This is a genomic window from Chlorobium ferrooxidans DSM 13031, assembly GCF_000168715.1.
Classification (GTDB): Bacteria; Bacteroidota; Chlorobiia; order Chlorobiales; family Chlorobiaceae; genus Chlorobium; species Chlorobium ferrooxidans.
This window is the reverse complement of the sequence record NZ_AASE01000005.1, coordinates 109,480-135,684: the sequence shown is the minus strand read 5'-3', so window position 1 is coordinate 135,684 and position 26,205 is coordinate 109,480. Positions and strand designations below refer to the sequence as shown.

Annotated in this window: 1 protein-coding gene; it reads right to left on the bottom strand. The window is 58.6% G+C overall.

Going from position 1 to position 26,205, the window contains the following annotated elements; genetic code table 11:
• On the bottom strand, nucleotides 1-26,164 hold a 26,164-nt coding region (locus tag CFERDRAFT_RS04460; protein WP_040433138.1), incomplete at its 3' end, for an autotransporter-associated beta strand repeat-containing protein.
• Between the last annotated feature and the right edge of the window lie 41 nt (nucleotides 26,165-26,205).

The window sequence follows — 26,205 nt, the reverse complement described above, 5'->3', positions numbered from 1 at the left end:
TGGCGCATCCGTCGTCGTGTCGTACGTCTTCGTCACGCCCGGCGTTCGTCACCGTCGGCGTCAGCGTCGCCGCATTGATCGTCACGCTGTTCACTCCCGCGCTGTACCCCGTCAGGCTCGGCAACGCATAGTTACTCGCCAGACCCGTTCCGTCAAGCAGCGTTATCGCACTGATATACTTGTTCGTCGTCGATACATGCGCGTCACTGGCTGTCGAGCCGCTATAGCCCAGCGTCTGGCCGCTCAACAGGCCGCCTATCGTTACCGACCCACTCAGACCCGTCGTCCCGCTATACGTCTTCACCCCACTCAGCGTTACCGACTTCGCCGTTATCGTCGCCGACACATCCTTGCTCGTCGCGTCCAGCACGTAGTCACTCGCCGCTGAACTGTTCGTGCCCGTTATGCTCCCTATCGACAGACCGCTTACCGTTACCTTGTTGGCTCCGACGACATTCGCACTGTTATAGGCGCTTCCACTGTTGCTCAACGTCGCTGACGTGTCTCCGCTCACCAGACCGCTGTAGCTGTACGTCGCCGTAAACCCGCCTGGCGCATCCGTCGTCGTGTCGTACGTCTTCGTCACGCCCGCGTTCGTCACCGTCGGCGTCAGCGTCGCCGCATTGATCGTCACGCTGTTCACTCCCGCGCTGTACCCCGTCAGGCTCGGCAACGCATAGTTACTCGCCAGACCCGTTCCGTCAAGCAGCGTTATCGCACTGATATACTTGTTCGTCGTCGATACATGCGCGTCACTGGCTGTCGAGCCGCTATAGTTCAGCGTCTGGCCGCTCAACAGGCCGCCTATCGTTACCGACCCACTCAGACCCGTCGTCCCGCTATAGGTCTTCACCCCACTCAGCGTTACCGACTTCGCCGTTATCACCGCCGACACATCCTTGCTCGTCGCGTCCAGCACGTAGTCACTCGCCGCTGAACTGTTCGTGCCCGTTATGCTCCCTATCGACAGGCCGCTTACCGTTACCTTGTTGGCTCCGACGACATTCGCACTGTTATAGGCGCTTCCACTGTTGCTCAACGTCGCTGACGTGTCACCGCTCACCAGACCGCTGTAGCTGTACGTCGCCGTAAACCCGCCTGGCGCATCCGTCGTCGTGTCGTACGTCTTCGTCACGCCCGCGTTCGTCACCGTCGGCGTCAGCGTCGCCGCATTGATCGTCACGCTGTTCACTCCCGCGCTGTACCCCGTCAGGCTCGGCAACGCATAGTTACTCGCCAGACCCGTTCCGTCAAGCAGCGTTATCGCACTGATATACTTGTTCGTCGTCGATACATGCGCGTCACTTGCTGTCGAGCCGCTATAGCCCAGCGTCTGGCCGCTCAACAGGCCGCCTATCGTTACCGACCCACTCAGACCCGTCGTCCCGCTATACGTCTTCACCCCACTCAGCGTTACCGACTTCGCCGTTATCGTCGCCGACACATCCTTGCTCGTCGCGTCCAGCACGTAGTCACTCGCCGCTGAACTGTTCGTGCCCGTTATGCTCCCTATCGACAGACCGCTTACCGTTACCTTGTTGGCTCCGACGACATTCGCACTGTTATAGGCGCTTCCACTGTTGCTCAACGTCGCTGACGTGTCACCGCTCACCAGACCGCTGTAGCTGTACGTCGCCGTAAACCCGCCTGGCGCATCCGTCGTCGTGTCGTACGTCTTCGTCACGCCCGCGTTCGTCACCGTCGGCGTCAGCGTCGCCGCATTGATCGTCACGCTGTTCACTCCCGCGCTGTACCCCGTCAGGCTCGGCAACGCATAGTTACTCGCAAGACCCGTTCCGTCAAGCAGCGTTATCGCACTGATATACTTGTTCGTCGTCGATACATGCGCGTCACTTGCTGTCGAGCCGCTATAGCCCAGCGTCTGGCCGCTCAACAGGCCGCCTATCGTTACCGACCCACTCAGACCCGTCGTCCCGCTATACGTCTTCACCCCACTCAGCGTTACCGACTTCGCCGTTATCGTCGCCGACACATCCTTGCTCGTCGCGTCCAGCACGTAGTCACTCGCCGCTGAACTGTTCGTGCCCGTTATGCTCCCTATCGACAGACCGCTTACCGTTACCTTGTTGGCTCCGACGACATTCGCACTGTTATAGGCGCTTCCACTGTTGCTCAACGTCGCTGACGTGTCACCGCTCACCAGACCGCTGTAGCTGTACGTCGCCGTAAACCCGCCTGGCGCATCCGTCGTCGTGTCGTACGTCTTCGTCACGCCCGCGTTCGTCACCGTCGGCGTCAGCGTCGCCGCATTGATCGTCACGCTGTTCACTCCCGCGCTGTACCCCGTCAGGCTCGGCAACGCATAGTTACTCGCCAGACCCGTTCCGTCAAGCAGCGTTATCGCACTGATATACTTGTTCGTCGTCGATACATGCGCGTCACTGGCTGTCGAGCCGCTATAGCCCAGCGTCTGGCCGCTCAACAGGCCGCCTATCGTTACCGACCCACTCAGACCCGTCGTCCCGCTATACGTCTTCACCCCACTCAGCGTTACCGACTTCGCCGTTATCGTCGCCGACACATCCTTGCTCGTCGCGTCCAGCACGTAGTCACTCGCCGCTGAACTGTTCGTGCCCGTTATGCTCCCTATCGACAGGCCGCTTACCGTTACCTTGTTGGCTCCGACGACATTCGCACTGTTATAGGCGCTTCCACTGTTGCTCAACGTCGCTGACGTGTCACCGCTCACCAGACCGCTGTAGCTGTACGTCGCCGTAAACCCGCCTGGCGCATCCGTCGTCGTGTCGTACGTCTTCGTCACGCCCGCGTTCGTCACCGTCGGCGTCAGCGTCGCCGCATTGATCGTCACGCTGTTCACTCCCGCGCTGTACCCCGTCAGGCTCGGCAACGCATAGTTACTCGCCAGACCCGTTCCGTCAAGCAGCGTTATCGCACTGATATACTTGTTCGTCGTCGATACATGCGCGTCACTTGCTGTCGAGCCGCTATAGCCCAGCGTCTGGCCGCTCAACAGGCCGCCTATCGTTACCGACCCACTCAGACCCGTCGTGCCGCTATACGTCTTCACCCCACTCAGCGTTACCGACTTCGCCGTTATTGTCGCCGACACATCCTTGCTCGTCGCGTCCAGCACGTAGTCACTCGCCGCTGAACTGTTCGTGCCCGTTATGCTCCCTATCGACAGGCCGCTTACCGTTACCTTGTTGGCTCCGACGACATTCGCACTGTTATAGGCGCTTCCACTGTTGCTCAACGTCGCTGACGTGTCACCGCTCACCAGACCGCTGTAGCTGTACGTCGCCGTAAACCCGCCTGGCGCATCCGTCGTCGTGTCGTACGTCTTCGTCACGCCCGCGTTCGTCACCGTCGGCGTCAGCGTCGCCGCATTGATCGTCACGCTGTTCACTCCCGCGCTGTACCCCGTCAGGCTCGGCAACGCATAGTTACTCGCCAGACCCGTTCCGTCAAGCAGCGTTATCGCACTGATATACTTGTTCGTCGTCGATACATGCGCGTCACTGGCTGTCGAGCCGCTATAGCCCAGCGTCTGGCCGCTCAACAGGCCGCCTATCGTTACCGACCCACTCAGACCCGTCGTCCCGCTATAGGTCTTCACCCCACTCAGCGTTACCGACTTCGCCGTTATTGTCGCCGACACATCCTTGCTCGTCGCGTCCAGCACGTAGTCACTCGCCGCTGAACTGTTCGTGCCCGTTATGCTCCCTATCGACAGGCCGCTTACCGTTACCTTGTTGGCTCCGACGACATTCGCACTGTTATAGGCGCTTCCACTGTTGCTCAACGTCGCTGACGTGTCACCGCTCACCAGACCGCTGTAGCTGTACGTCGCCGTAAACCCGCCTGGCGCATCCGTCGTCGTGTCGTACGTCTTCGTCACGCCCGCGTTCGTCACCGTCGGCGTCAGCGTCGCCGCATTGATCGTCACGCTGTTCACTCCCGCGCTGTACCCCGTCAGGCTCGGCAACGCATAGTTACTCGCCAGACCCGTTCCGTCAAGCAGCGTTATCGCACTGATATACTTGTTCGTCGTCGATACATGCGCGTCACTGGCTGTCGAGCCGCTATAGCCCAGCGTCTGGCCGCTCAACAGGCCGCCTATCGTTACCGACCCACTCAGACCCGTCGTCCCGCTATAGGTCTTCACCCCACTCAGCGTTACCGACTTCGCCGTTATCGTCGCCGACACATCCTTGCTCGTCGCGTCCAGCACGTAGTCACTCGCCGCTGAACTGTTCGTGCCCGTTATGCTCCCTATCGACAGACCGCTTACCGTTACCTTGTTGGCTCCGACGACATTCGCACTGTTATAGGCGCTTCCACTGTTGCTCAACGTCGCTGACGTGTCACCGCTCACCAGACCGCTGTAGCTGTACGTCGCCGTAAACCCGCCTGGCGCATCCGTCGTCGTGTCGTACGTCTTCGTCACGCCCGCGTTCGTCACCGTCGGCGTCAGCGTCGCCGCATTGATCGTCACGCTGTTCACTCCCGCGCTGTACCCCGTCAGGCTCGGCAACGCATAGTTACTCGCCAGACCCGTTCCGTCAAGCAGCGTTATCGCACTGATATACTTGTTCGTCGTCGATACATGCGCGTCACTGGCTGTCGAGCCGCTATAGCCCAGCGTCTGGCCGCTCAACAGGCCGCCTATCGTTACCGACCCACTCAGACCCGTCGTCCCGCTATACGTCTTCACCCCACTCAGCGTTACCGACTTCGCCGTTATTGTCGCCGACACATCCTTGCTCGTCGCGTCCAGCACGTAGTCACTCGCCGCTGAACTGTTCGTGCCCGTTATGCTCCCTATCGACAGACCGCTTACCGTTACCTTGTTGGCTCCGACGACATTCGCACTGTTATAGGCGCTTCCACTGTTGCTCAACGTCGCTGACGTGTCACCGCTCACCAGACCGCTGTAGCTGTACGTCGCCGTAAACCCGCCTGGCGCATCCGTCGTCGTGTCGTACGTCTTCGTCACGCCCGCGTTCGTCACCGTCGGCGTCAGCGTTGCCGCATTGATCGTCACGCTGTTCACTCCCGCGCTGTACCCCGTCAGGCTCGGCAACGCATAGTTACTCGCAAGACCCGTTCCGTCAAGCAGCGTTATCGCACTGATATACTTGTTCGTCGTCGATACATGCGCGTCACTTGCTGTCGAGCCGCTATAGCCCAGCGTCTGGCCGCTCAACAGGCCGCCTATCGTTACCGACCCACTCAGACCCGTCGTCCCGCTATACGTCTTCACCCCACTCAGCGTTACCGACTTCGCCGTTATCGTCGCCGACACATCCTTGCTCGTCGCGTCCAGCACGTAGTCACTCGCCGCTGAACTGTTCGTGCCCGTTATGCTCCCTATCGACAGGCCGCTTACCGTTACCTTGTTGGCTCCGACGACATTCGCACTGTTATAGGCGCTTCCACTGTTGCTCAACGTCGCTGACGTGTCACCGCTCACCAGACCGCTGTAGCTGTACGTCGCCGTAAACCCGCCTGGCGCATCCGTCGTCGTGTCGTACGTCTTCGTCACGCCCGCGTTCGTCACCGTCGGCGTCAGCGTCGCCGCATTGATCGTCACGCTGTTCACTCCCGCGCTGTACCCCGTCAGGCTCGGCAACGCATAGTTACTCGCCAGACCCGTTCCGTCAAGCAGCGTTATCGCACTGATATACTTGTTCGTCGTCGATACATGCGCGTCACTGGCTGTCGAGCCGCTATAGCCCAGCGTCTGGCCGCTCAACAGGCCGCCTATCGTTACCGACCCACTCAGACCCGTCGTGCCGCTATACGTCTTCACCCCACTCAGCGTTACCGACTTCGCCGTTATCGTCGCCGACACATCCTTGCTCGTCGCGTCCAGCACGTAGTCACTCGCCGCTGAACTGTTCGTGCCCGTTATGCTCCCTATCGACAGACCGCTTACCGTTACCTTGTTGGCTCCGACGACATTCGCACTGTTATAGGCGCTTCCACTGTTGCTCAACGTCGCTGACGTGTCACCGCTCACCAGACCGCTGTAGCTGTACGTCGCCGTAAACCCGCCTGGCGCATCCGTCGTCGTGTCGTACGTCTTCGTCACGCCCGCGTTCGTCACCGTCGGCGTCAGCGTCGCCGCATTGATCGTCACGCTGTTCACTCCCGCGCTGTACCCCGTCAGGCTCGGCAACGCATAGTTACTCGCCAGACCCGTTCCGTCAAGCAGCGTTATCGCACTGATATACTTGTTCGTCGTCGATACATGCGCGTCACTGGCTGTCGAGCCGCTATAGCCCAGCGTCTGGCCGCTCAACAGGCCGCCTATCGTTACCGACCCACTCAGACCCGTCGTCCCGCTATACGTCTTCACCCCACTCAGCGTTACCGACTTCGCCGTTATCGTCGCCGACACATCCTTGCTCGTCGCGTCCAGCACGTAGTCACTCGCCGCTGAACTGTTCGTGCCCGTTATGCTCCCTATCGACAGACCGCTTACCGTTACCTTGTTGGCTCCGACGACATTCGCACTGTTATAGGCGCTTCCACTGTTGCTCAACGTCGCTGACGTGTCACCGCTCACCAGACCGCTGTAGCTGTACGTCGCCGTAAACCCGCCTGGCGCATCCGTCGTCGTGTCGTACGTCTTCGTCACGCCCGCGTTCGTCACCGTCGGCGTCAGCGTCGCCGCATTGATCGTCACGCTGTTCACTCCCGCGCTGTACCCCGTCAGGCTCGGCAACGCATAGTTACTCGCCAGACCCGTTCCGTCAAGCAGCGTTATCGCACTGATATACTTGTTCGTCGTCGATACATGCGCGTCACTGGCTGTCGAGCCGCTATAGCCCAGCGTCTGGCCGCTCAACAGGCCGCCTATCGTTACCGACCCACTCAGACCCGTCGTCCCGCTATACGTCTTCACCCCACTCAGCGTTACCGACTTCGCCGTTATCGTCGCCGACACATCCTTGCTCGTCGCGTCCAGCACGTAGTCACTCGCCGCTGAACTGTTCGTGCCCGTTATGCTCCCTATCGACAGACCGCTTACCGTTACCTTGTTGGCTCCGACGACATTCGCACTGTTATAGGCGCTTCCACTGTTGCTCAACGTCGCTGACGTGTCACCGCTCACCAGACCGCTGTAGCTGTACGTCGCCGTAAACCCGCCTGGCGCATCCGTCGTCGTGTCGTACGTCTTCGTCACGCCCGCGTTCGTCACCGTCGGCGTCAGCGTCGCCGCATTGATCGTCACGCTGTTCACTCCCGCGCTGTACCCCGTCAGGCTCGGCAACGCATAGTTACTCGCAAGACCCGTTCCGTCAAGCAGCGTTATCGCACTGATATACTTGTTCGTCGTCGATACATGCGCGTCACTGGCTGTCGAGCCGCTATAGCCCAGCGTCTGGCCGCTCAACAGGCCGCCTATCGTTACCGACCCACTCAGACCCGTCGTCCCGCTATACGTCTTCACCCCACTCAGCGTTACCGACTTCGCCGTTATCGTCGCCGACACATCCTTGCTCGTCGCGTCCAGCACGTAGTCACTCGCCGCTGAACTGTTCGTGCCCGTTATGCTCCCTATCGACAGACCGCTTACCGTTACCTTGTTGGCTCCGACGACATTCGCACTGTTATAGGCGCTTCCACTGTTGCTCAACGTCGCTGACGTGTCACCGCTCACCAGACCGCTGTAGCTGTACGTCGCCGTAAACCCGCCTGGCGCATCCGTCGTCGTGTCGTACGTCTTCGTCACGCCCGCGTTCGTCACCGTCGGCGTCAGCGTCGCCGCATTGATCGTCACGCTGTTCACTCCCGCGCTGTACCCCGTCAGGCTCGGCAACGCATAATTACTCGCAAGACCCGTTCCGTCAAGCAGCGTTATCGCACTGATATACTTGTTCGTCGTCGATACATGCGCGTCACTGGCTGTCGAGCCGCTATAGCCCAGCGTCTGGCCGCTCAACAGGCCGCCTATCGTTACCGACCCACTCAGACCCGTCGTCCCGCTATACGTCTTCACCCCACTCAGCGTTACCGACTTCGCCGTTATTGTCGCCGACACATCCTTGCTCGTCGCGTCCAGCACGTAGTCACTCGCCGCTGAACTGTTCGTGCCCGTTATGCTCCCTATCGACAGACCGCTTACCGTTACCTTGTTGGCTCCGACGACATTCGCACTGTTATAGGCGCTTCCACTGTTGCTCAACGTCGCTGACGTGTCACCGCTCACCAGACCGCTGTAGCTGTACGTCGCCGTAAACCCGCCTGGCGCATCCGTCGTCGTGTCGTACGTCTTCGTCACGCCCGCGTTCGTCACCGTCGGCGTCAGCGTCGCCGCATTGATCGTCACGCTGTTCACTCCCGCGCTGTACCCCGTCAGGCTCGGCAACGCATAGTTACTCGCCAGACCCGTTCCGTCAAGCAGCGTTATCGCACTGATATACTTGTTCGTCGTCGATACATGCGCGTCACTGGCTGTCGAGCCGCTATAGCCCAGCGTCTGGCCGCTCAACAGGCCGCCTATCGTTACCGACCCACTCAGACCCGTCGTGCCGCTATACGTCTTCACCCCACTCAGCGTTACCGACTTCGCCGTTATTGTCGCCGACACATCCTTGCTCGTCGCGTCCAGCACGTAGTCACTCGCCGCTGAACTGTTCGTGCCCGTTATGCTCCCTATCGACAGACCGCTTACCGTTACCTTGTTGGCTCCGACGACATTCGCACTGTTATAGGCGCTTCCACTGTTGCTCAACGTCGCTGACGTGTCACCGCTCACCAGACCGCTGTAGCTGTACGTCGCCGTAAACCCGCCTGGCGCATCCGTCGTCGTGTCGTACGTCTTCGTCACGCCCGCGTTCGTCACCGTCGGCGTCAGCGTCGCCGCATTGATCGTCACGCTGTTCACTCCCGCGCTGTACCCCGTCAGGCTCGGCAACGCATAGTTACTCGCCAGACCCGTTCCGTCAAGCAGCGTTATCGCACTGATATACTTGTTCGTCGTCGATACATGCGCGTCACTTGCTGTCGAGCCGCTATAGCCCAGCGTCTGGCCGCTCAACAGGCCGCCTATCGTTACCGACCCACTCAGACCCGTCGTGCCGCTATACGTCTTCACCCCACTCAGCGTTACCGACTTCGCCGTTATTGTCGCCGACACATCCTTGCTCGTCGCGTCCAGCACGTAGTCACTCGCCGCTGAACTGTTCGTGCCCGTTATGCTCCCTATCGACAGGCCGCTTACCGTTACCTTGTTGGCTCCGACGACATTCGCACTGTTATAGGCGCTTCCACTGTTGCTCAACGTCGCTGACGTGTCACCGCTCACCAGACCGCTGTAGCTGTACGTCGCCGTAAACCCGCCTGGCGCATCCGTCGTCGTGTCGTACGTCTTCGTCACGCCCGCGTTCGTCACCGTCGGCGTCAGCGTCGCCGCATTGATCGTCACGCTGTTCACTCCCGCGCTGTACCCCGTCAGGCTCGGCAACGCATAGTTACTCGCAAGACCCGTTCCGTCAAGCAGCGTTATCGCACTGATATACTTGTTCGTCGTCGATACATGCGCGTCACTGGCTGTCGAGCCGCTATAGCCCAGCGTCTGGCCGCTCAACAGGCCGCCTATCGTTACCGACCCACTCAGACCCGTCGTGCCGCTATACGTCTTCACCCCACTCAGCGTTACCGACTTCGCCGTTATCGTCGCCGACACATCCTTGCTCGTCGCGTCCAGCACGTAGTCACTCGCCGCTGAACTGTTCGTGCCCGTTATGCTCCCTATCGACAGGCCGCTTACCGTTACCTTGTTGGCTCCGACGACATTCGCACTGTTATAGGCGCTTCCACTGTTGCTCAACGTCGCTGACGTGTCTCCGCTCACCAGACCGCTGTAGCTGTACGTCGCCGTAAACCCGCCTGGCGCATCCGTCGTCGTGTCGTACGTCTTCGTCACGCCCGCGTTCGTCACCGTCGGCGTCAGCGTCGCCGCATTGATCGTCACGCTGTTCACTCCCGCGCTGTACCCCGTCAGGCTCGGCAACGCATAGTTACTCGCCAGACCCGTTCCGTCAAGCAGCGTTATCGCACTGATATACTTGTTCGTCGTCGATACATGCGCGTCACTGGCTGTCGAGCCGCTATAGTTCAGCGTCTGGCCGCTCAACAGGCCGCCTATCGTTACCGACCCACTCAGACCCGTCGTCCCGCTATAGGTCTTCACCCCACTCAGCGTTACCGACTTCGCCGTTATCGTCGCCGACACATCCTTGCTCGTCGCGTCCAGCACGTAGTCACTCGCCGCTGAACTGTTCGTGCCCGTTATGCTCCCTATCGACAGGCCGCTTACCGTTACCTTGTTGGCTCCGACGACATTCGCACTGTTATAGGCGCTTCCACTGTTGCTCAACGTCGCTGACGTGTCACCGCTCACCAGACCGCTGTAGCTGTACGTCGCCGTAAACCCGCCTGGCGCATCCGTCGTCGTGTCGTACGTCTTCGTCACGCCCGCGTTCGTCACCGTCGGCGTCAGCGTCGCCGCATTGATCGTCACGCTGTTCACTCCCGCGCTGTACCCCGTCAGGCTCGGCAACGCATAGTTACTCGCCAGACCCGTTCCGTCAAGCAGCGTTATCGCACTGATATACTTGTTCGTCGTCGATACATGCGCGTCACTGGCTGTCGAGCCGCTATAGTTCAGCGTCTGGCCGCTCAACAGGCCGCCTATCGTTACCGACCCACTCAGACCCGTCGTCCCGCTATAGGTCTTCACCCCACTCAGCGTTACCGACTTCGCCGTTATCGTCGCCGACACATCCTTGCTCGTCGCGTCCAGCACGTAGTCACTCGCCGCTGAACTGTTCGTGCCCGTTATGCTCCCTATCGACAGGCCGCTTACCGTTACCTTGTTGGCTCCGACGACATTCGCACTGTTATAGGCGCTTCCACTGTTGCTCAACGTCGCTGACGTGTCACCGCTCACCAGACCGCTGTAGCTGTACGTCGCCGTAAACCCGCCTGGCGCATCCGTCGTCGTGTCGTACGTCTTCGTCACGCCCGCGTTCGTCACCGTCGGCGTCAGCGTTGCCGCATTGATCGTCACGCTGTTCACTCCCGCGCTGTACCCCGTCAGGCTCGGCAACGCATAGTTACTCGCAAGACCCGTTCCGTCAAGCAGCGTTATCGCACTGATATACTTGTTCGTCGTCGATACATGCGCGTCACTGGCTGTCGAGCCGCTATAGCCCAGCGTCTGGCCGCTCAACAGGCCGCCTATCGTTACCGACCCACTCAGACCCGTCGTCCCGCTATACGTCTTCACCCCACTCAGCGTTACCGACTTCGCCGTTATCGTCGCCGACACATCCTTGCTCGTCGCGTCCAGCACGTAGTCACTCGCCGCTGAACTGTTCGTGCCCGTTATGCTCCCTATCGACAGGCCGCTTACCGTTACCTTGTTGGCTCCGACGACATTCGCACTGTTATAGGCGCTTCCACTGTTGCTCAACGTCGCTGACGTGTCTCCGCTCACCAGACCGCTGTAGCTGTACGTCGCCGTAAACCCGCCTGGCGCATCCGTCGTCGTGTCGTACGTCTTCGTCACGCCCGCGTTCGTCACCGTCGGCGTCAGCGTCGCCGCATTGATCGTCACGCTGTTCACTCCCGCGCTGTACCCCGTCAGGCTCGGCAACGCATAGTTACTCGCCAGACCCGTTCCGTCAAGCAGCGTTATCGCACTGATATACTTGTTCGTCGTCGATACATGCGCGTCACTGGCTGTCGAGCCGCTATAGTTCAGCGTCTGGCCGCTCAACAGGCCGCCTATCGTTACCGACCCACTCAGACCCGTCGTCCCGCTATAGGTCTTCACCCCACTCAGCGTTACCGACTTCGCCGTTATCGTCGCCGACACATCCTTGCTCGTCGCGTCCAGCACGTAGTCACTCGCCGCTGAACTGTTCGTGCCCGTTATGCTCCCTATCGACAGGCCGCTTACCGTTACCTTGTTGGCTCCGACGACATTCGCACTGTTATAGGCGCTTCCACTGTTGCTCAACGTCGCTGACGTGTCACCGCTCACCAGACCGCTGTAGCTGTACGTCGCCGTAAACCCGCCTGGCGCATCCGTCGTCGTGTCGTACGTCTTCGTCACGCCCGCGTTCGTCACCGTCGGCGTCAGCGTCGCCGCATTGATCGTCACGCTGTTCACTCCCGCGCTGTACCCCGTCAGGCTCGGCAACGCATAGTTACTCGCAAGACCCGTTCCGTCAAGCAGCGTTATCGCACTGATATACTTGTTCGTCGTCGATACATGCGCGTCACTGGCTGTCGAGCCGCTATAGCCCAGCGTCTGGCCGCTCAACAGGCCGCCTATCGTTACCGACCCACTCAGACCCGTCGTGCCGCTATACGTCTTCACCCCACTCAGCGTTACCGACTTCGCCGTTATCGTCGCCGACACATCCTTGCTCGTCGCGTCCAGCACGTAGTCACTCGCCGCTGAACTGTTCGTGCCCGTTATGCTCCCTATCGACAGGCCGCTTACCGTTACCTTGTTGGCTCCGACGACATTCGCACTGTTATAGGCGCTTCCACTGTTGCTCAACGTCGCTGACGTGTCACCGCTCACCAGACCGCTGTAGCTGTACGTCGCCGTAAACCCGCCTGGCGCATCCGTCGTCGTGTCGTACGTCTTCGTCACGCCCGCGTTCGTCACCGTCGGCGTCAGCGTCGCCGCATTGATCGTCACGCTGTTCACTCCCGCGCTGTACCCCGTCAGGCTCGGCAACGCATAGTTACTCGCAAGACCCGTTCCGTCAAGCAGCGTTATCGCACTGATATACTTGTTCGTCGTCGATACATGCGCGTCACTGGCTGTCGAGCCGCTATAGCCCAGCGTCTGGCCGCTCAACAGGCCGCCTATCGTTACCGACCCACTCAGACCCGTCGTCCCGCTATAGGTCTTCACCCCACTCAGCGTTACCGACTTCGCCGTTATTGTCGCCGACACATCCTTGCTCGTCGCGTCCAGCACGTAGTCACTCGCCGCTGAACTGTTCGTGCCCGTTATGCTCCCTATCGACAGGCCGCTTACCGTTACCTTGTTGGCTCCGACGACATTCGCACTGTTATAGGCGCTTCCACTGTTGCTCAACGTCGCTGACGTGTCACCGCTCACCAGACCGCTGTAGCTGTACGTCGCCGTAAACCCGCCTGGCGCATCCGTCGTCGTGTCGTACGTCTTCGTCACGCCCGCGTTCGTCACCGTCGGCGTCAGCGTCGCCGCATTGATCGTCACGCTGTTCACTCCCGCGCTGTACCCCGTCAGGCTCGGCAACGCATAGTTACTCGCCAGACCCGTTCCGTCAAGCAGCGTTATCGCACTGATATACTTGTTCGTCGTCGATACATGCGCGTCACTGGCTGTCGAGCCGCTATAGCCCAGCGTCTGGCCGCTCAACAGGCCGCCTATCGTTACCGACCCACTCAGACCCGTCGTCCCGCTATAGGTCTTCACCCCACTCAGCGTTACCGACTTCGCCGTTATTGTCGCCGACACATCCTTGCTCGTCGCGTCCAGCACGTAGTCACTCGCCGCTGAACTGTTCGTGCCCGTTATGCTCCCTATCGACAGACCGCTTACCGTTACCTTGTTGGCTCCGACGACATTCGCACTGTTATAGGCGCTTCCACTGTTGCTCAACGTCGCTGACGTGTCACCGCTCACCAGACCGCTGTAGCTGTACGTCGCCGTAAACCCGCCTGGCGCATCCGTCGTCGTGTCGTACGTCTTCGTCACGCCCGCGTTCGTCACCGTCGGCGTCAGCGTCGCCGCATTGATCGTCACGCTGTTCACTCCCGCGCTGTACCCCGTCAGGCTCGGCAACGCATAGTTACTCGCCAGACCCGTTCCGTCAAGCAGCGTTATCGCACTGATATACTTGTTCGTCGTCGATACATGCGCGTCACTGGCTGTCGAGCCGCTATAGCCCAGCGTCTGGCCGCTCAACAGGCCGCCTATCGTTACCGACCCACTCAGACCCGTCGTGCCGCTATAGGTCTTCACCCCACTCAGCGTTACCGACTTCGCCGTTATCGTCGCCGACACATCCTTGCTCGTCGCGTCCAGCACGTAGTCACTCGCCGCTGAACTGTTCGTGCCCGTTATGCTCCCTATCGACAGACCGCTTACCGTTACCTTGTTGGCTCCGACGACATTCGCACTGTTATAGGCGCTTCCACTGTTGCTCAACGTCGCTGACGTGTCACCGCTCACCAGACCGCTGTAGCTGTACGTCGCCGTAAACCCGCCTGGCGCATCCGTCGTCGTGTCGTACGTCTTCGTCACGCCCGCGTTCGTCACCGTCGGCGTCAGCGTCGCCGCATTGATCGTCACGCTGTTCACTCCCGCGCTGTACCCCGTCAGGCTCGGCAACGCATAGTTACTCGCAAGACCCGTTCCGTCAAGCAGCGTTATCGCACTGATATACTTGTTCGTCGTCGATACATGCGCGTCACTGGCTGTCGAGCCGCTATAGCCCAGCGTCTGGCCGCTCAACAGGCCGCCTATCGTTACCGACCCACTCAGACCCGTCGTCCCGCTATACGTCTTCACCCCACTCAGCGTTACCGACTTCGCCGTTATTGTCGCCGACACATCCTTGCTCGTCGCGTCCAGCACGTAGTCACTCGCCGCTGAACTGTTCGTGCCCGTTATGCTCCCTATCGACAGACCGCTTACCGTTACCTTGTTGGCTCCGACGACATTCGCACTGTTATAGGCGCTTCCACTGTTGCTCAACGTCGCTGACGTGTCACCGCTCACCAGACCGCTGTAGCTGTACGTCGCCGTAAACCCGCCTGGCGCATCCGTCGTCGTGTCGTACGTCTTCGTCACGCCCGCGTTCGTCACCGTCGGCGTCAGCGTCGCCGCATTGATCGTCACGCTGTTCACTCCCGCGCTGTACCCCGTCAGGCTCGGCAACGCATAGTTACTCGCCAGACCCGTTCCGTCAAGCAGCGTTATCGCACTGATATACTTGTTCGTCGTCGATACATGCGCGTCACTGGCTGTCGAGCCGCTATAGCCCAGCGTCTGGCCGCTCAACAGGCCGCCTATCGTTACCGACCCACTCAGACCCGTCGTCCCGCTATACGTCTTCACCCCACTCAGCGTTACCGACTTCGCCGTTATCGTCGCCGACACATCCTTGCTCGTCGCGTCCAGCACGTAGTCACTCGCCGCTGAACTGTTCGTGCCCGTTATGCTCCCTATCGACAGACCGCTTACCGTTACCTTGTTGGCTCCGACGACATTCGCACTGTTATAGGCGCTTCCACTGTTGCTCAACGTCGCTGACGTGTCACCGCTCACCAGACCGCTGTAGCTGTACGTCGCCGTAAACCCGCCTGGCGCATCCGTCGTCGTGTCGTACGTCTTCGTCACGCCCGCGTTCGTCACCGTCGGCGTCAGCGTCGCCGCATTGATCGTCACGCTGTTCACTCCCGCGCTGTACCCCGTCAGGCTCGGCAACGCATAGTTACTCGCAAGACCCGTTCCGTCAAGCAGCGTTATCGCACTGATATACTTGTTCGTCGTCGATACATGCGCGTCACTGGCTGTCGAGCCGCTATAGCCCAGCGTCTGGCCGCTCAACAGGCCGCCTATCGTTACCGACCCACTCAGACCCGTCGTCCCGCTATACGTCTTCACCCCACTCAGCGTTACCGACTTCGCCGTTATTGTCGCCGACACATCCTTGCTCGTCGCGTCCAGCACGTAGTCACTCGCCGCTGAACTGTTCGTGCCCGTTATGCTCCCTATCGACAGACCGCTTACCGTTACCTTGTTGGCTCCGACGACATTCGCACTGTTATAGGCGCTTCCACTGTTGCTCAACGTCGCTGACGTGTCACCGCTCACCAGACCGCTGTAGCTGTACGTCGCCGTAAACCCGCCTGGCGCATCCGTCGTCGTGTCGTACGTCTTCGTCACGCCCGCGTTCGTCACCGTCGGCGTCAGCGTCGCCGCATTGATCGTCACGCTGTTCACTCCCGCGCTGTACCCCGTCAGGCTCGGCAACGCATAGTTACTCGCCAGACCCGTTCCGTCAAGCAGCGTTATCGCACTGATATACTTGTTCGTCGTCGATACATGCGCGTCACTGGCTGTCGAGCCGCTATAGCCCAGCGTCTGGCCGCTCAACAGGCCGCCTATCGTTACCGACCCACTCAGACCCGTCGTCCCGCTATACGTCTTCACCCCACTCAGCGTTACCGACTTCGGGTCAATCGTAAGCGTACCGTTGGCAAATTGCAGGTTATACCCTAATCCATTGGAAAGTCCACTCGGTGTAATCACGTAAGGCCCGGCATTTACTGCTGCCTGGGAAGTACCGCTATATGAGACTATACCGGTAAGAATGGTATTGGTGTCACTATTCTTGAAACCCGTAGACGTAACACTATATCCGCCGCTATAAATTGACGTGTCGTACGTCTTGGATTTATCCTCAGCCGTTATCGTAACCGTAGGTTGCTCGCGGTAGATGGCATATATACCGGAAGCACCAAGTGCCGTTGTAAAACCATCAGCTGATTCGTCACTATTGTAGCGGAAATTGCCTGAAGAGACAAGAGCTGTCAATGCTCCACTGTTATATGTGCTACTTGCTACACTTCCGGTATAAAGCTTGGTTAACCCGGTTGTCGTAATGGTCTGAGCACCGGAAAAAGTGATATTACCGCCTGTACCCGTACCTCCGCGCGATGCGTTGCTGTCAGCATTCAGCGTTATATTTCCTGCACCGGCAGAAAGATTGCCAGAGACCGTTAAGTTGCCGGTCACAGTAGATACATCTATTGTGCCGGATGCCGAGATACCGGAGAGGGTCAGCGCGTTGGCATCAATGAGCGAAACGGTATCTGCATCTGTAACAGTAACGGTGGAAAAGTCATTCAAAACATTGCTGAAATCAATATCTCCTGTGCCGTTGGCCGCTAACGAAAGCGAACCAGCGGTAGCGGTCACCTTTCCGTTTACTCCAGTCGAAGTAATACTACCGTTTGATGTCGTTGTCAGTATTGTGCCTGCTCCAGCACCGAAAGTGGTTGCACCGCTGTATGACTGTGATCCGGTTGTTGTTACCGAACCACCGTTAATTGCGAGTGTTGTAGCTGCATCACCGGAGAATGATGCCAATGGCGTTGAATTTCCAATCGCGCCGCCGAAAGTGACGCTGCCTGAACCGCTTACTGCTAATGAAAATCCTCCGTTTACAGCTCCACTCAACAAGAGCGAAGTTCCGCTGTTCGATACAATAGCGCTGGCACTGCCGAGGGTAATGAGACCGCTGTAGGTTGCCGCTGTCACGGAGCTGTTGGTCAGCGCTCCCGCTGTGCCTCCGACACCCAGACCGTTGAGCGTCAGCGCTTCGGCTGTTCCAAGCGTGAACCCATTCAGGTCAAGGGTTGCGCCACTCGAAACCGTTGTTGCGCCTCCTGTAGTACCAAGCGGGGTGTTCGTTGCTCCGCCCGCAGCTCCAAGCTTCAGGGTTCCTTCACTTACGGTGGTTAGCCCGGTATAGGTACTGTTGCCAGAAATCGTCCAGGTTCCGGTACCTACCTTGGTCAGTGACCCGCTTGTGGTGCCAAGGATACTGGCAAGAGAGCTGCCTGTATTGCTGCCTCCAAGGGTCAGTCCGAAGGTCGCACCTGTTATCGTACCTGCATTGGAGAGGATAAGATTGCCGTTGTTCGCAACGATACTGCTGGCACTGCCAAGGGTGATGAGACCGCTGTAGGTCGCTGCTGACGCTGAGCTGTTGGTCAGCGCTCCCGCTGTGCCTCCGACACCCAGACCGTTGAGCGTCAGCGCTTCGGCTGTTCCAAGCGTGAACCCGTTCAGGTCAAGGGTTGCGCCACTCGAAACTGTTGTTGCGCCTCCTGTAGTACCAAGCGGGGTGTTCGTTGCTCCGCCCGCAGCTCCAAGCTTCAGGGTTCCTTCACTTACGGTGGTCAGACCGGTATAGCTACTGCTTCCGGAGATAGTCCATGTTCCGGTACCGATCTTGGTCAGCGTACCGGTAGTGGTGCCAAGGATACTGGCAAGAGAGCTGCCTGTATTGCTGCCTCCAAGGGTCAGTCCGAAGGTCGCACCTGTTATCGTCCCTGCATTGGAGAGGATAAGATTGCCGTTGTTCGCAACGATACTGCTGGCACTGCCAAGGGTGATGAGACCGCTGTAGGTCGCTGCTGACGCTGAGCTGTTGGTCAGCGCTCCCGCTGTGCCTCCGACACCCAGACCGTTGATCGTCAGCGCTTCAGCTGTTCCAAGCGTGAACCCGTTCAGGTCAAGGGTTGCGCCACTCGAAACTGTTGTTGCGCCTCCTGTAGTACCAAGCGGGGTGTTCGTTGCTCCGCCCGCAGCTCCGAGCTTCAGGGTTCCTTCACTTACGGTGGTCAGACCGGTATAGCTACTGCTTCCGGTGAGCGTCAGTGTGCCGGTGCCCGCCTTCACAAGCATGCCTCCCGCTCCGGTAATCACTCCGTCGTAGGTTGAAGAGGTATTGCTCACGTCACCAATAGTCAGGGCAAAGGCTCCACCGATAGTCGTCCCCCCCGATCCCGTCATCGAATCGATCGTCTTGGCTGCGGCAATGGTGAACAGCCCTCCGTTCGACACTCCGGAGCTCAGGGCTATGGTTCCTGTCGCATTGAGTGCCAGCGTACCGCCGCTGATCGTTGTCAGACCGGTGTAGGTATTAACTCCACCAAGTGTCCAGGTGCCTGTACCTTCCTTGGTCAGTGTCCCGCTTGTGGTGCCAAGGATACTGGCAAGAGAGCTACCTGTATTGCTGCCTCCAAGGGTCAATCCGAAGGTCGCACCTGTTATCGTACCTGCATTGGAGAGGATAAGATTGCCGTTGTTCGCAACGATACTGCTGGCACTGCCAAGGGTGATGAGACCGCTGTAGGTCGCTGCTGACGCTGAGCTGTTGGTCAGCGCTCCCGCTGTGCCTCCGACACCCAGACCGTTGATCGTCAGCGCTTCAGCTGTTCCAAGCGTGAACCCGTTCAGGTCAAGGGTTGCGCCACTCGAAACTGTTGTTGCGCCTCCTGTAGTACCAAGCGGGGTGTTCGTTGCTCCGCCCGCAGCTCCGAGCTTCAGGGTTCCTTCACTTACGGTGGTCAGACCGGTATAGCTACTGCTTCCGGTGAGCGTCAGTGTGCCGGTGCCCGCCTTCACAAGCATGCCTCCCGCTCCGGTAATCACTCCGTCGTAGGTTGAAGAGGTATTGCTCACGTCACCAATAGTCAGGGCAAAGGCTCCACCGATAGTCGTCCCCCCCGATCCCGTCATCGAATCGATCGTCTTGGCTGCGGCAATGGTGAACAGCCCTCCGTTCGACACTCCGGAGCTCAGGGCTATGGTTCCTGTCGCATTGAGTGCCAGCGTACCGCCGCTGATCGTTGTCAGACCGGTGTAGGTATTAACTCCACCAAGTGTCCAGGTGCCTGTACCTTCCTTGGTCAGTGTCCCGCTTGTGGTGCCAAGGATACTGGCAAGAGAGCTACCTGTATTGCTGCCTCCAAGGGTCAATCCGAAGGTCGCACCTGTTATCGTACCTGCATTGGAGAGGATAAGATTGCCGTTGTTCGCAACGATACTGCTGGCACTGCCAAGGGTGATGAGACCGCTGTAGGTCGCCGCTGACGCTGAGCTGTTGGTCAGCGCTCCCGCTGTGCCTCCGACACCCAGACCGTTGAGCGTCAGCGCTTCAGCTGTTCCAAGCGTGAACCCGTTCAGGTCAAGGGTTGCGCCACTCGAAACTGTTGTTGCGCCTCCTGTAGTACCGAGCGGAGTGTTTGTTGCTCCGCCCGCAGCTCCGAGCTTCAGGGTTCCTTCACTTACGGTGGTCAGACCGGTATAGGTACTGCTTCCGGAGATAGTCCATGTTCCGGAACCGATCTTGGTCAGCGTACCGGTAGTGGTGCCAAGGATACTGGCAAGAGAGCTTCCTGTCGCTGTACCGTCAAGCGTCAAGCCGAAGGTATTTCCCGTAATCGTACCTGCATTGGAGAGAATGATATCACCACTGTTCGCAACAATAGTGCTGGCACTGCCGAGGGTAATGAGACCGCTATAGGTCACCGCTGAAGCTGAGCTGTTAGTGAGCGCTCCTGCGGTATTATTAACACCCAATCCATTGATCGTCAGTGCTTCGGCTGTACCGAGCGTGAACCCGTTCAGGTCGAGGGTTGCGCCACTCGAAACCGTTGTAGCTCCTCCTATAGTACCGAGCGGAGTGTTCGTTGCTCCACCCGCAGCTCCAAGCTTCAGGGTTCCGGCACTTACGGTGGTAAGGCCGGTATAGGTGTTCGCGCCAGAGAGCGTCACCGTGCCTGCTGTTGTCTTGGTCAAGGAAACAGCTCCTGCCAGAATCGCACTGATCGTACCGTTGGAGACCGAGTAACTGGTTCCGGTCAACACACCTGTCGAACCGGTTATACTTCCGTCTGTCAGCGTTACTGCCCCTACAGTATCGGAAAAAGCACCGAGACTCAAGGTACCACCGCTGTTAACAGTCACTGCTCCACTCGAAAGAGCATCGGTTACGCCATAAGCCAGTGTACCACCACTCACCGTGGTTAATCCGGTATAGGTGTTCAATCCCGAGAGCGTCCATGTTCCGCTCTCCACCTTGGTCAGCGTTCCTGTCGTGTTGCCGATTATGCTTGCAATAGAGCTGCCTGTTGCGGTGCCGCCAAGCGTCAAGCCGAAGGTTGCTCCCGATATTGTGCCGGTATTGGAGAGTACAATATTTCCGTTCTGCGCATCGATACTGCTTGCACTCCCGAGCGTGATAAGACCGCTGTAGGTCGCCGCTGTCACGGAGCTGTTGGTCAGGGCTCCTGCGGTATTACCGACACCCAATCCATTGAGAGTAAGCGCTTCTGCTGTAGCGAGCGAAAAGCCGTTCAGGTCGAGGGTTGCGCCACTCGAAACCGTTGTTGCACCTCCTGTGGTACCAAGCGGCGTGTTTGCTCCGCTTCCTGCAGCTCCGAGCTTCAGGGTTCCGGCACTCACCGTGGTTAGACCGGTATAGGTACTGTTGCCAGAAATCGTCCATGTTCCGGTACCGATCTTGGTCAATGTACCGGTAGTTGTGCCGATGATGCTGGCAAGAGAGCTTCCGGTCGCGGTACCGTCAAGCGTCAAGCCGAAGGTATTTCCCGTAATGGTGCCGGCATTGGAGAGAATGATATCACCACTGTTTGAGACAATGCTGCTGGCAGCAGCAAGGGTGATGAGACCACTGTAGGTCGCTGCTGACGCTGAGCTGTTGGTCAGCGCTCCCGCTCCACCGACACCCGTTCCTCTCAGCGTCAATGCTTCTGCCGCACCAAGCGTGAACCCGTTCAGGTCAAGGGTTGCGCCAGCGATAATGCTGGTCGTACCACCTGTCGTTCCCAGCGGAGTATTCGTTGCCGTACCCGCAGCTCCGAGCTTCAGGGTTCCGGCACTTACCGTAGTTAGACCGGTATAGGTACTGTTGCCCGAAATCGTCCATGTTCCGGTACCGATCTTGATCAATGTACCGGTAGTAGTGCCGATAATGCTGGCAAGAGAGCTTCCGGTATTGGTACCGCCAAGTGTAAGTCCGAAGGTTGCACCCGTTATCGTACCCGCATTGGTGATAACGATATCGCCGTAATTGGCAACAATGCTGCTGGCACTGCCGAGTGTGAGCAGGCCGCTGTAGGTTGCTGCGGTCGCAGAGCTGTTGATCAGTGCCCCGCCGCTTGAGATACCCGTTCCTCTCAACGTCAATGCTTCTGACGTGCCCAGTGTGAAACCGTTCAGATCGAGTACCGCACCCGAGGTTATGCTTGTAGCACCACCGGTGGTGCCGAGCGGGGTATTCGTAGCATCACCTGCAGCTCCAAGCTTCAGTATGCCGGCAGCAATGGTGGTGAGGCCGGTGTAGGTGTTCGCACCCGACAAAAGCAGTGTACCCGCACCCGATTTGGTCAGGGCTACCGCTCCGCCGAGAACAGCCGATACATTCGTGGTGCCGTAACTGTTGTTGATCGCATAGCTGGAGCCGCTCAACACTCCGGAACTACCCGTAATTGTCCCGTTTGTAAGGGTAACGGCTCCGACAGTGTCGCTATATGTGCCAAGATCAAGTACAGCCGCCATACCGTTAATCGTCACGGCTCCGGTTGAGATAGCATTGGTTACGCCATAAGCAAGCGTGCCATCTGCTATGGTGGTCGTTCCTGTATATTGATTCGTACTCAAAAGCGTCAGGGTGCCTGCTCCCGACTTGGTGAGACCTGCTGTACCGGTTGCTTGCGCTGTGCTCAGCGAAAGGTTTCCAACAGTAAAGATTTTCGCCTCCACGGCGCCGAACGCAAGCAGATCAGGCGTCGTAAAACCTGTTATGGTGTTGGCTGCTCCGGATGCGGAAAATATTGATCCCGATGAAATGGTCAGGGTTTTGGCCGGAGCGGATGAGCCGATCGTATAGGTTGAGCCTCCGGTCAGAAGCAGGGAGTTGATCGTATAGCTCGCATTGGGTGATGCACTTGATGCGATCTTCAGATTAACACCGGTCGCCGCCGCAACCGCATACTCATTGGTCAGGTCAAGCGGCCTGATTCCGGTGGTGTTGGCGGCGTTGCTTGCCGGGTTGATGTTATAGGTGACAAAACCCATTCCCGATCCCGCGGCATTGGTATCGCCTGTCGCATAAGGTACGACCGGTTTGATAACCTGGCTGGTATTTCCGCCAACAAGACCAAGACCTGCCGGTGTGGTAACCATGATATTGGTCGCTCCGGCTCCGGCTGTAGCACCAAGATTTGTTCCACGAAAGAGTACGGTTGCTCCGGCAGTTCGGGCGACACTCGGAAAGGTCAATGTGGTAGAACCGCCTGTGCCCGAATTGAGCGTGATGGTCGATGCTCCGGAAGAGAGCGTCAGGGCTCCGGTCGATTCACTGGCATTGGTTGCTGCAATATTCGTTCCGTTAAAAACAAACTCTCCGCCATTGAGCGTCAACGCTGCGGTATTGCTGATTCTATTGGTGTTATTCGTTGCTGCATTATCAAGCGTCAGACGACCTCCCGTATTGACGGTAAACGCAGAATTAGCTACCGTTCCACCGCCGCTGAGGGTGATTCCCCCTTCGTTGATGGTGGTTGCTCCGGTATAGGTGTTCGCACCCGTAAGCGTCCATGTTCCGCTGTCCACCTTGGTCAGCGTTCCTGTAGTGGTGCCGATGATGCTGGCAAGAGAGCTGCCTGTAGCGGTGCCGCCAAGCGTCAATGCGAAAGTGGCTCCCGATATCGTACCGGTATTGGAGAGTACAATATTTCCGTTCTGCGCAACGATACTGCTTGCACTGCCGAGCGTAACAAGGCCGCTGTAGGTTGCCGCTGTCCCGGAGCTGTTGGCCAGGGCTCCCGCTATGCCTCCAACCCCCAATCCATTGAGTGTCAGCGCTTCAGCTGTAGCAAGAGTAAACCCGTTCAGGTCAAGGGTTGCGCCACTCGAAACCGTTGTTGCCGCTCCTGTTGTGCCAAGCGGCGTGTTTGCTCCGCTTCCTGCAGCACCAAGCTTGAGCGTTCCGACGCTGACGGTAGTCACTCCCGTATAGGTATTAGCCCCCGAAAGTGTCAGGGTACCGGTGCCTGTTTTTGTAACGGCTCCGGTACCGGTGACGATCGGGTCAGCTATCGTTACATTGCCAGAACCGGCGCCTACTGTCAGGGTTCTGTTTGTTCCCGTGATTCCATTACCTGAAGCCACATCAAGGGTAAGCGTCCCGCTGTCGGAACTTATCTGGGTATTTCCTGCAAGAGTGATCGCACCGGCATAGCTGTTATCTCCGTTGATATTTCGGAGCGCACCGCCTGCTGCAATGCCAGTGCCGGTGAGACTGAGCGCTTCTGCTGCAATCGTAATGCCACCTGCAAGCTCGAGAGCGGCCCCGGTGGAGACCGTCGTACCTCCGGCAGTCGTGCCCAAGGCTGTGTTGTTTGACGCCCTGAGCACACCAGCACCGATATTGGTCGCACCTGTGTAGGAGTTCGCACCCGAGAGCGTCAGTGTACCGGTGCCTGCTTTGGTGAGAATGCCTCCCGTTCCGGAAATAGCTCCGGCATAGGTTGAAGAGGTGTTGCTCACGTCACCAATGGTCAATGCAAAGGCTCCACCGATAGTTGTGCTTCCCGATCCCGTCATCGAATCGATCGTCTTGGCTGCGGCTATCGTGAACACACCCTCATTCGAAACGCCGGAACTCAAGGCGATGGTGCCCGTTGCATTAAGCGCAAGTATGCCTCCGCTGATCGTTGTCGCTCCGGTGTAGGTATTAACTGCCCCCAGCGTCAGCGTCCCGGCTCCCGACTTAACAAGAGTGGTCTTGCTGATGATGCCGCTGTAGGTGCCTGTGCCGCTTCCGACATTGAAGGTGGTGGTGCCCGTGCCGCTGAGAGCTCCGGTTCCGCTGATAGAACCGCCATTGGCGTTCATCGTAAAATCAAGGGTCCCGGAGGAATTACCGATATCCGCATTTACAGCTATACTCCCGTCTGCCGTCAGCGTCAGCGTACGTGTTCCTGCTGCCGTACCCGTCAAGATAGCGCTGCTGACAGTGATATTTCCGGCTTCAGCACCACCACCGGTTGTGGTCACCGTAACATTGGTTCCCGCATCAAGACGGGCGGTTATGTCGGAATTGAGAATGGTGGAACCGGTTGCCCCGGGAGTCCAGATATCAGGATTGGCGCCGCCCCATGTGCCGTTCGCACTCGCAGTTGTAATGGTTACGTCATATGGATCGAAGAGCCAAAGTCCGGCGGATCCACTGATCGCAGCTGCTCCGCCCCTTGAACCTGCGGTATCAAGCCAGTGACCGGAAGTCTCGATTCTTCCGCCGTCACCACTGCTGGCTCCGCCCTTCGCTTCAAAGGTGCCGTAAGCACGGGTGACGGAGTTCGGGTTGGTCACGTCAGACCATGCCACAACCGTACCCCCATTACCGGTATCGATGGCACTCGCTTCAAGCAGGGCTCCCTCTTCAACGATGGTTCCGGTCGCCTGACGAACCGACGGGTCACTGTTCTGCCAGCTTCCGCCAACCAGCACCTCTCCTCCTCCGGTTGCGCCCGAAGCGGTAAGGTGTGCGCCATCCTTCACCAGAACACGGTCACCCGTGGCTATAACCGAACCGCCCTTTCCGTCAGTGGAGGATGCATCAACCCTGCCGGCGACCGTCGTCATGCCTCCATCAGCATCAAGGATGATCCGGCCATCTTTCGCCTGCAGGCTCCGGGCCTCAATGATTCCGCTGTTGTTGACGACTGAACGGGCCAACGTATTTGCTGCTTTTGCCGTCATGATCACCATGCCGCCATCACCCCTGATCACTCCCTTGTTCTCGGCCAGAGCGTCAACAGCTCCTTCATCCACCGTAAGAGTGATAAGCCCGTCCCCCTGGAAATCAAGGGAGACCTGATTGCCAGCGGCCAGCGCCACGCTTCCGCCAGGAGCCGTAATAGTGCCCTCGTTGGTTACCTTGGGGGCAATCAGCGCCACCACTCCACCCGGCATAGCCGTAAGAGCGCCCTGATTGAGTATTGCTCCGGCTGCGCCGCTGTTGCTGAATTTGTTTCTGCCGGCAATGAAGTCGCTGTCAAGCATATTGAGCGACGATGCCACCAGACCGCCGACATCTACACGCGCTGTAGTGCCAAAGATGATGCCCGAGGGGTTAAGGAGGAATACCCGGCCGTTGGCCGAGAGCGAACCCATGATCTGCGTAGGGTTCTGGTCGGTTATCCGGTTAAGAGCTGCCGATGAACTGTTAGGCTGGTTAAAACGCACTCCGGCATTGGCTCCGATATTGAAGCTCTGCCAGTTGGCAATCATCTGCGGTGTTGACTGGTTCACGGTCAACTGAGTACCGCTGGTGGTAATGCTTCCGCCTCCGGAGGTGATCACACCGCCGGACGGCAGCGCTCCGGGATCAAGGGCATAGGCCCGCTCTCCGGATGCAAACAGCGCGAGCAGAACCGCAAGGCTTTTGAGCCTTGATTTGGGTACACCGCCATTGGTCTTGACCTTCTCGGAAACGACTATCCACCGCTCCTTCGATTTCGACCAGATGATATTAAAAATCCTGTTCACGTGCGGTAATGATCGCCAGTCATCCTATAAAAACATGCATT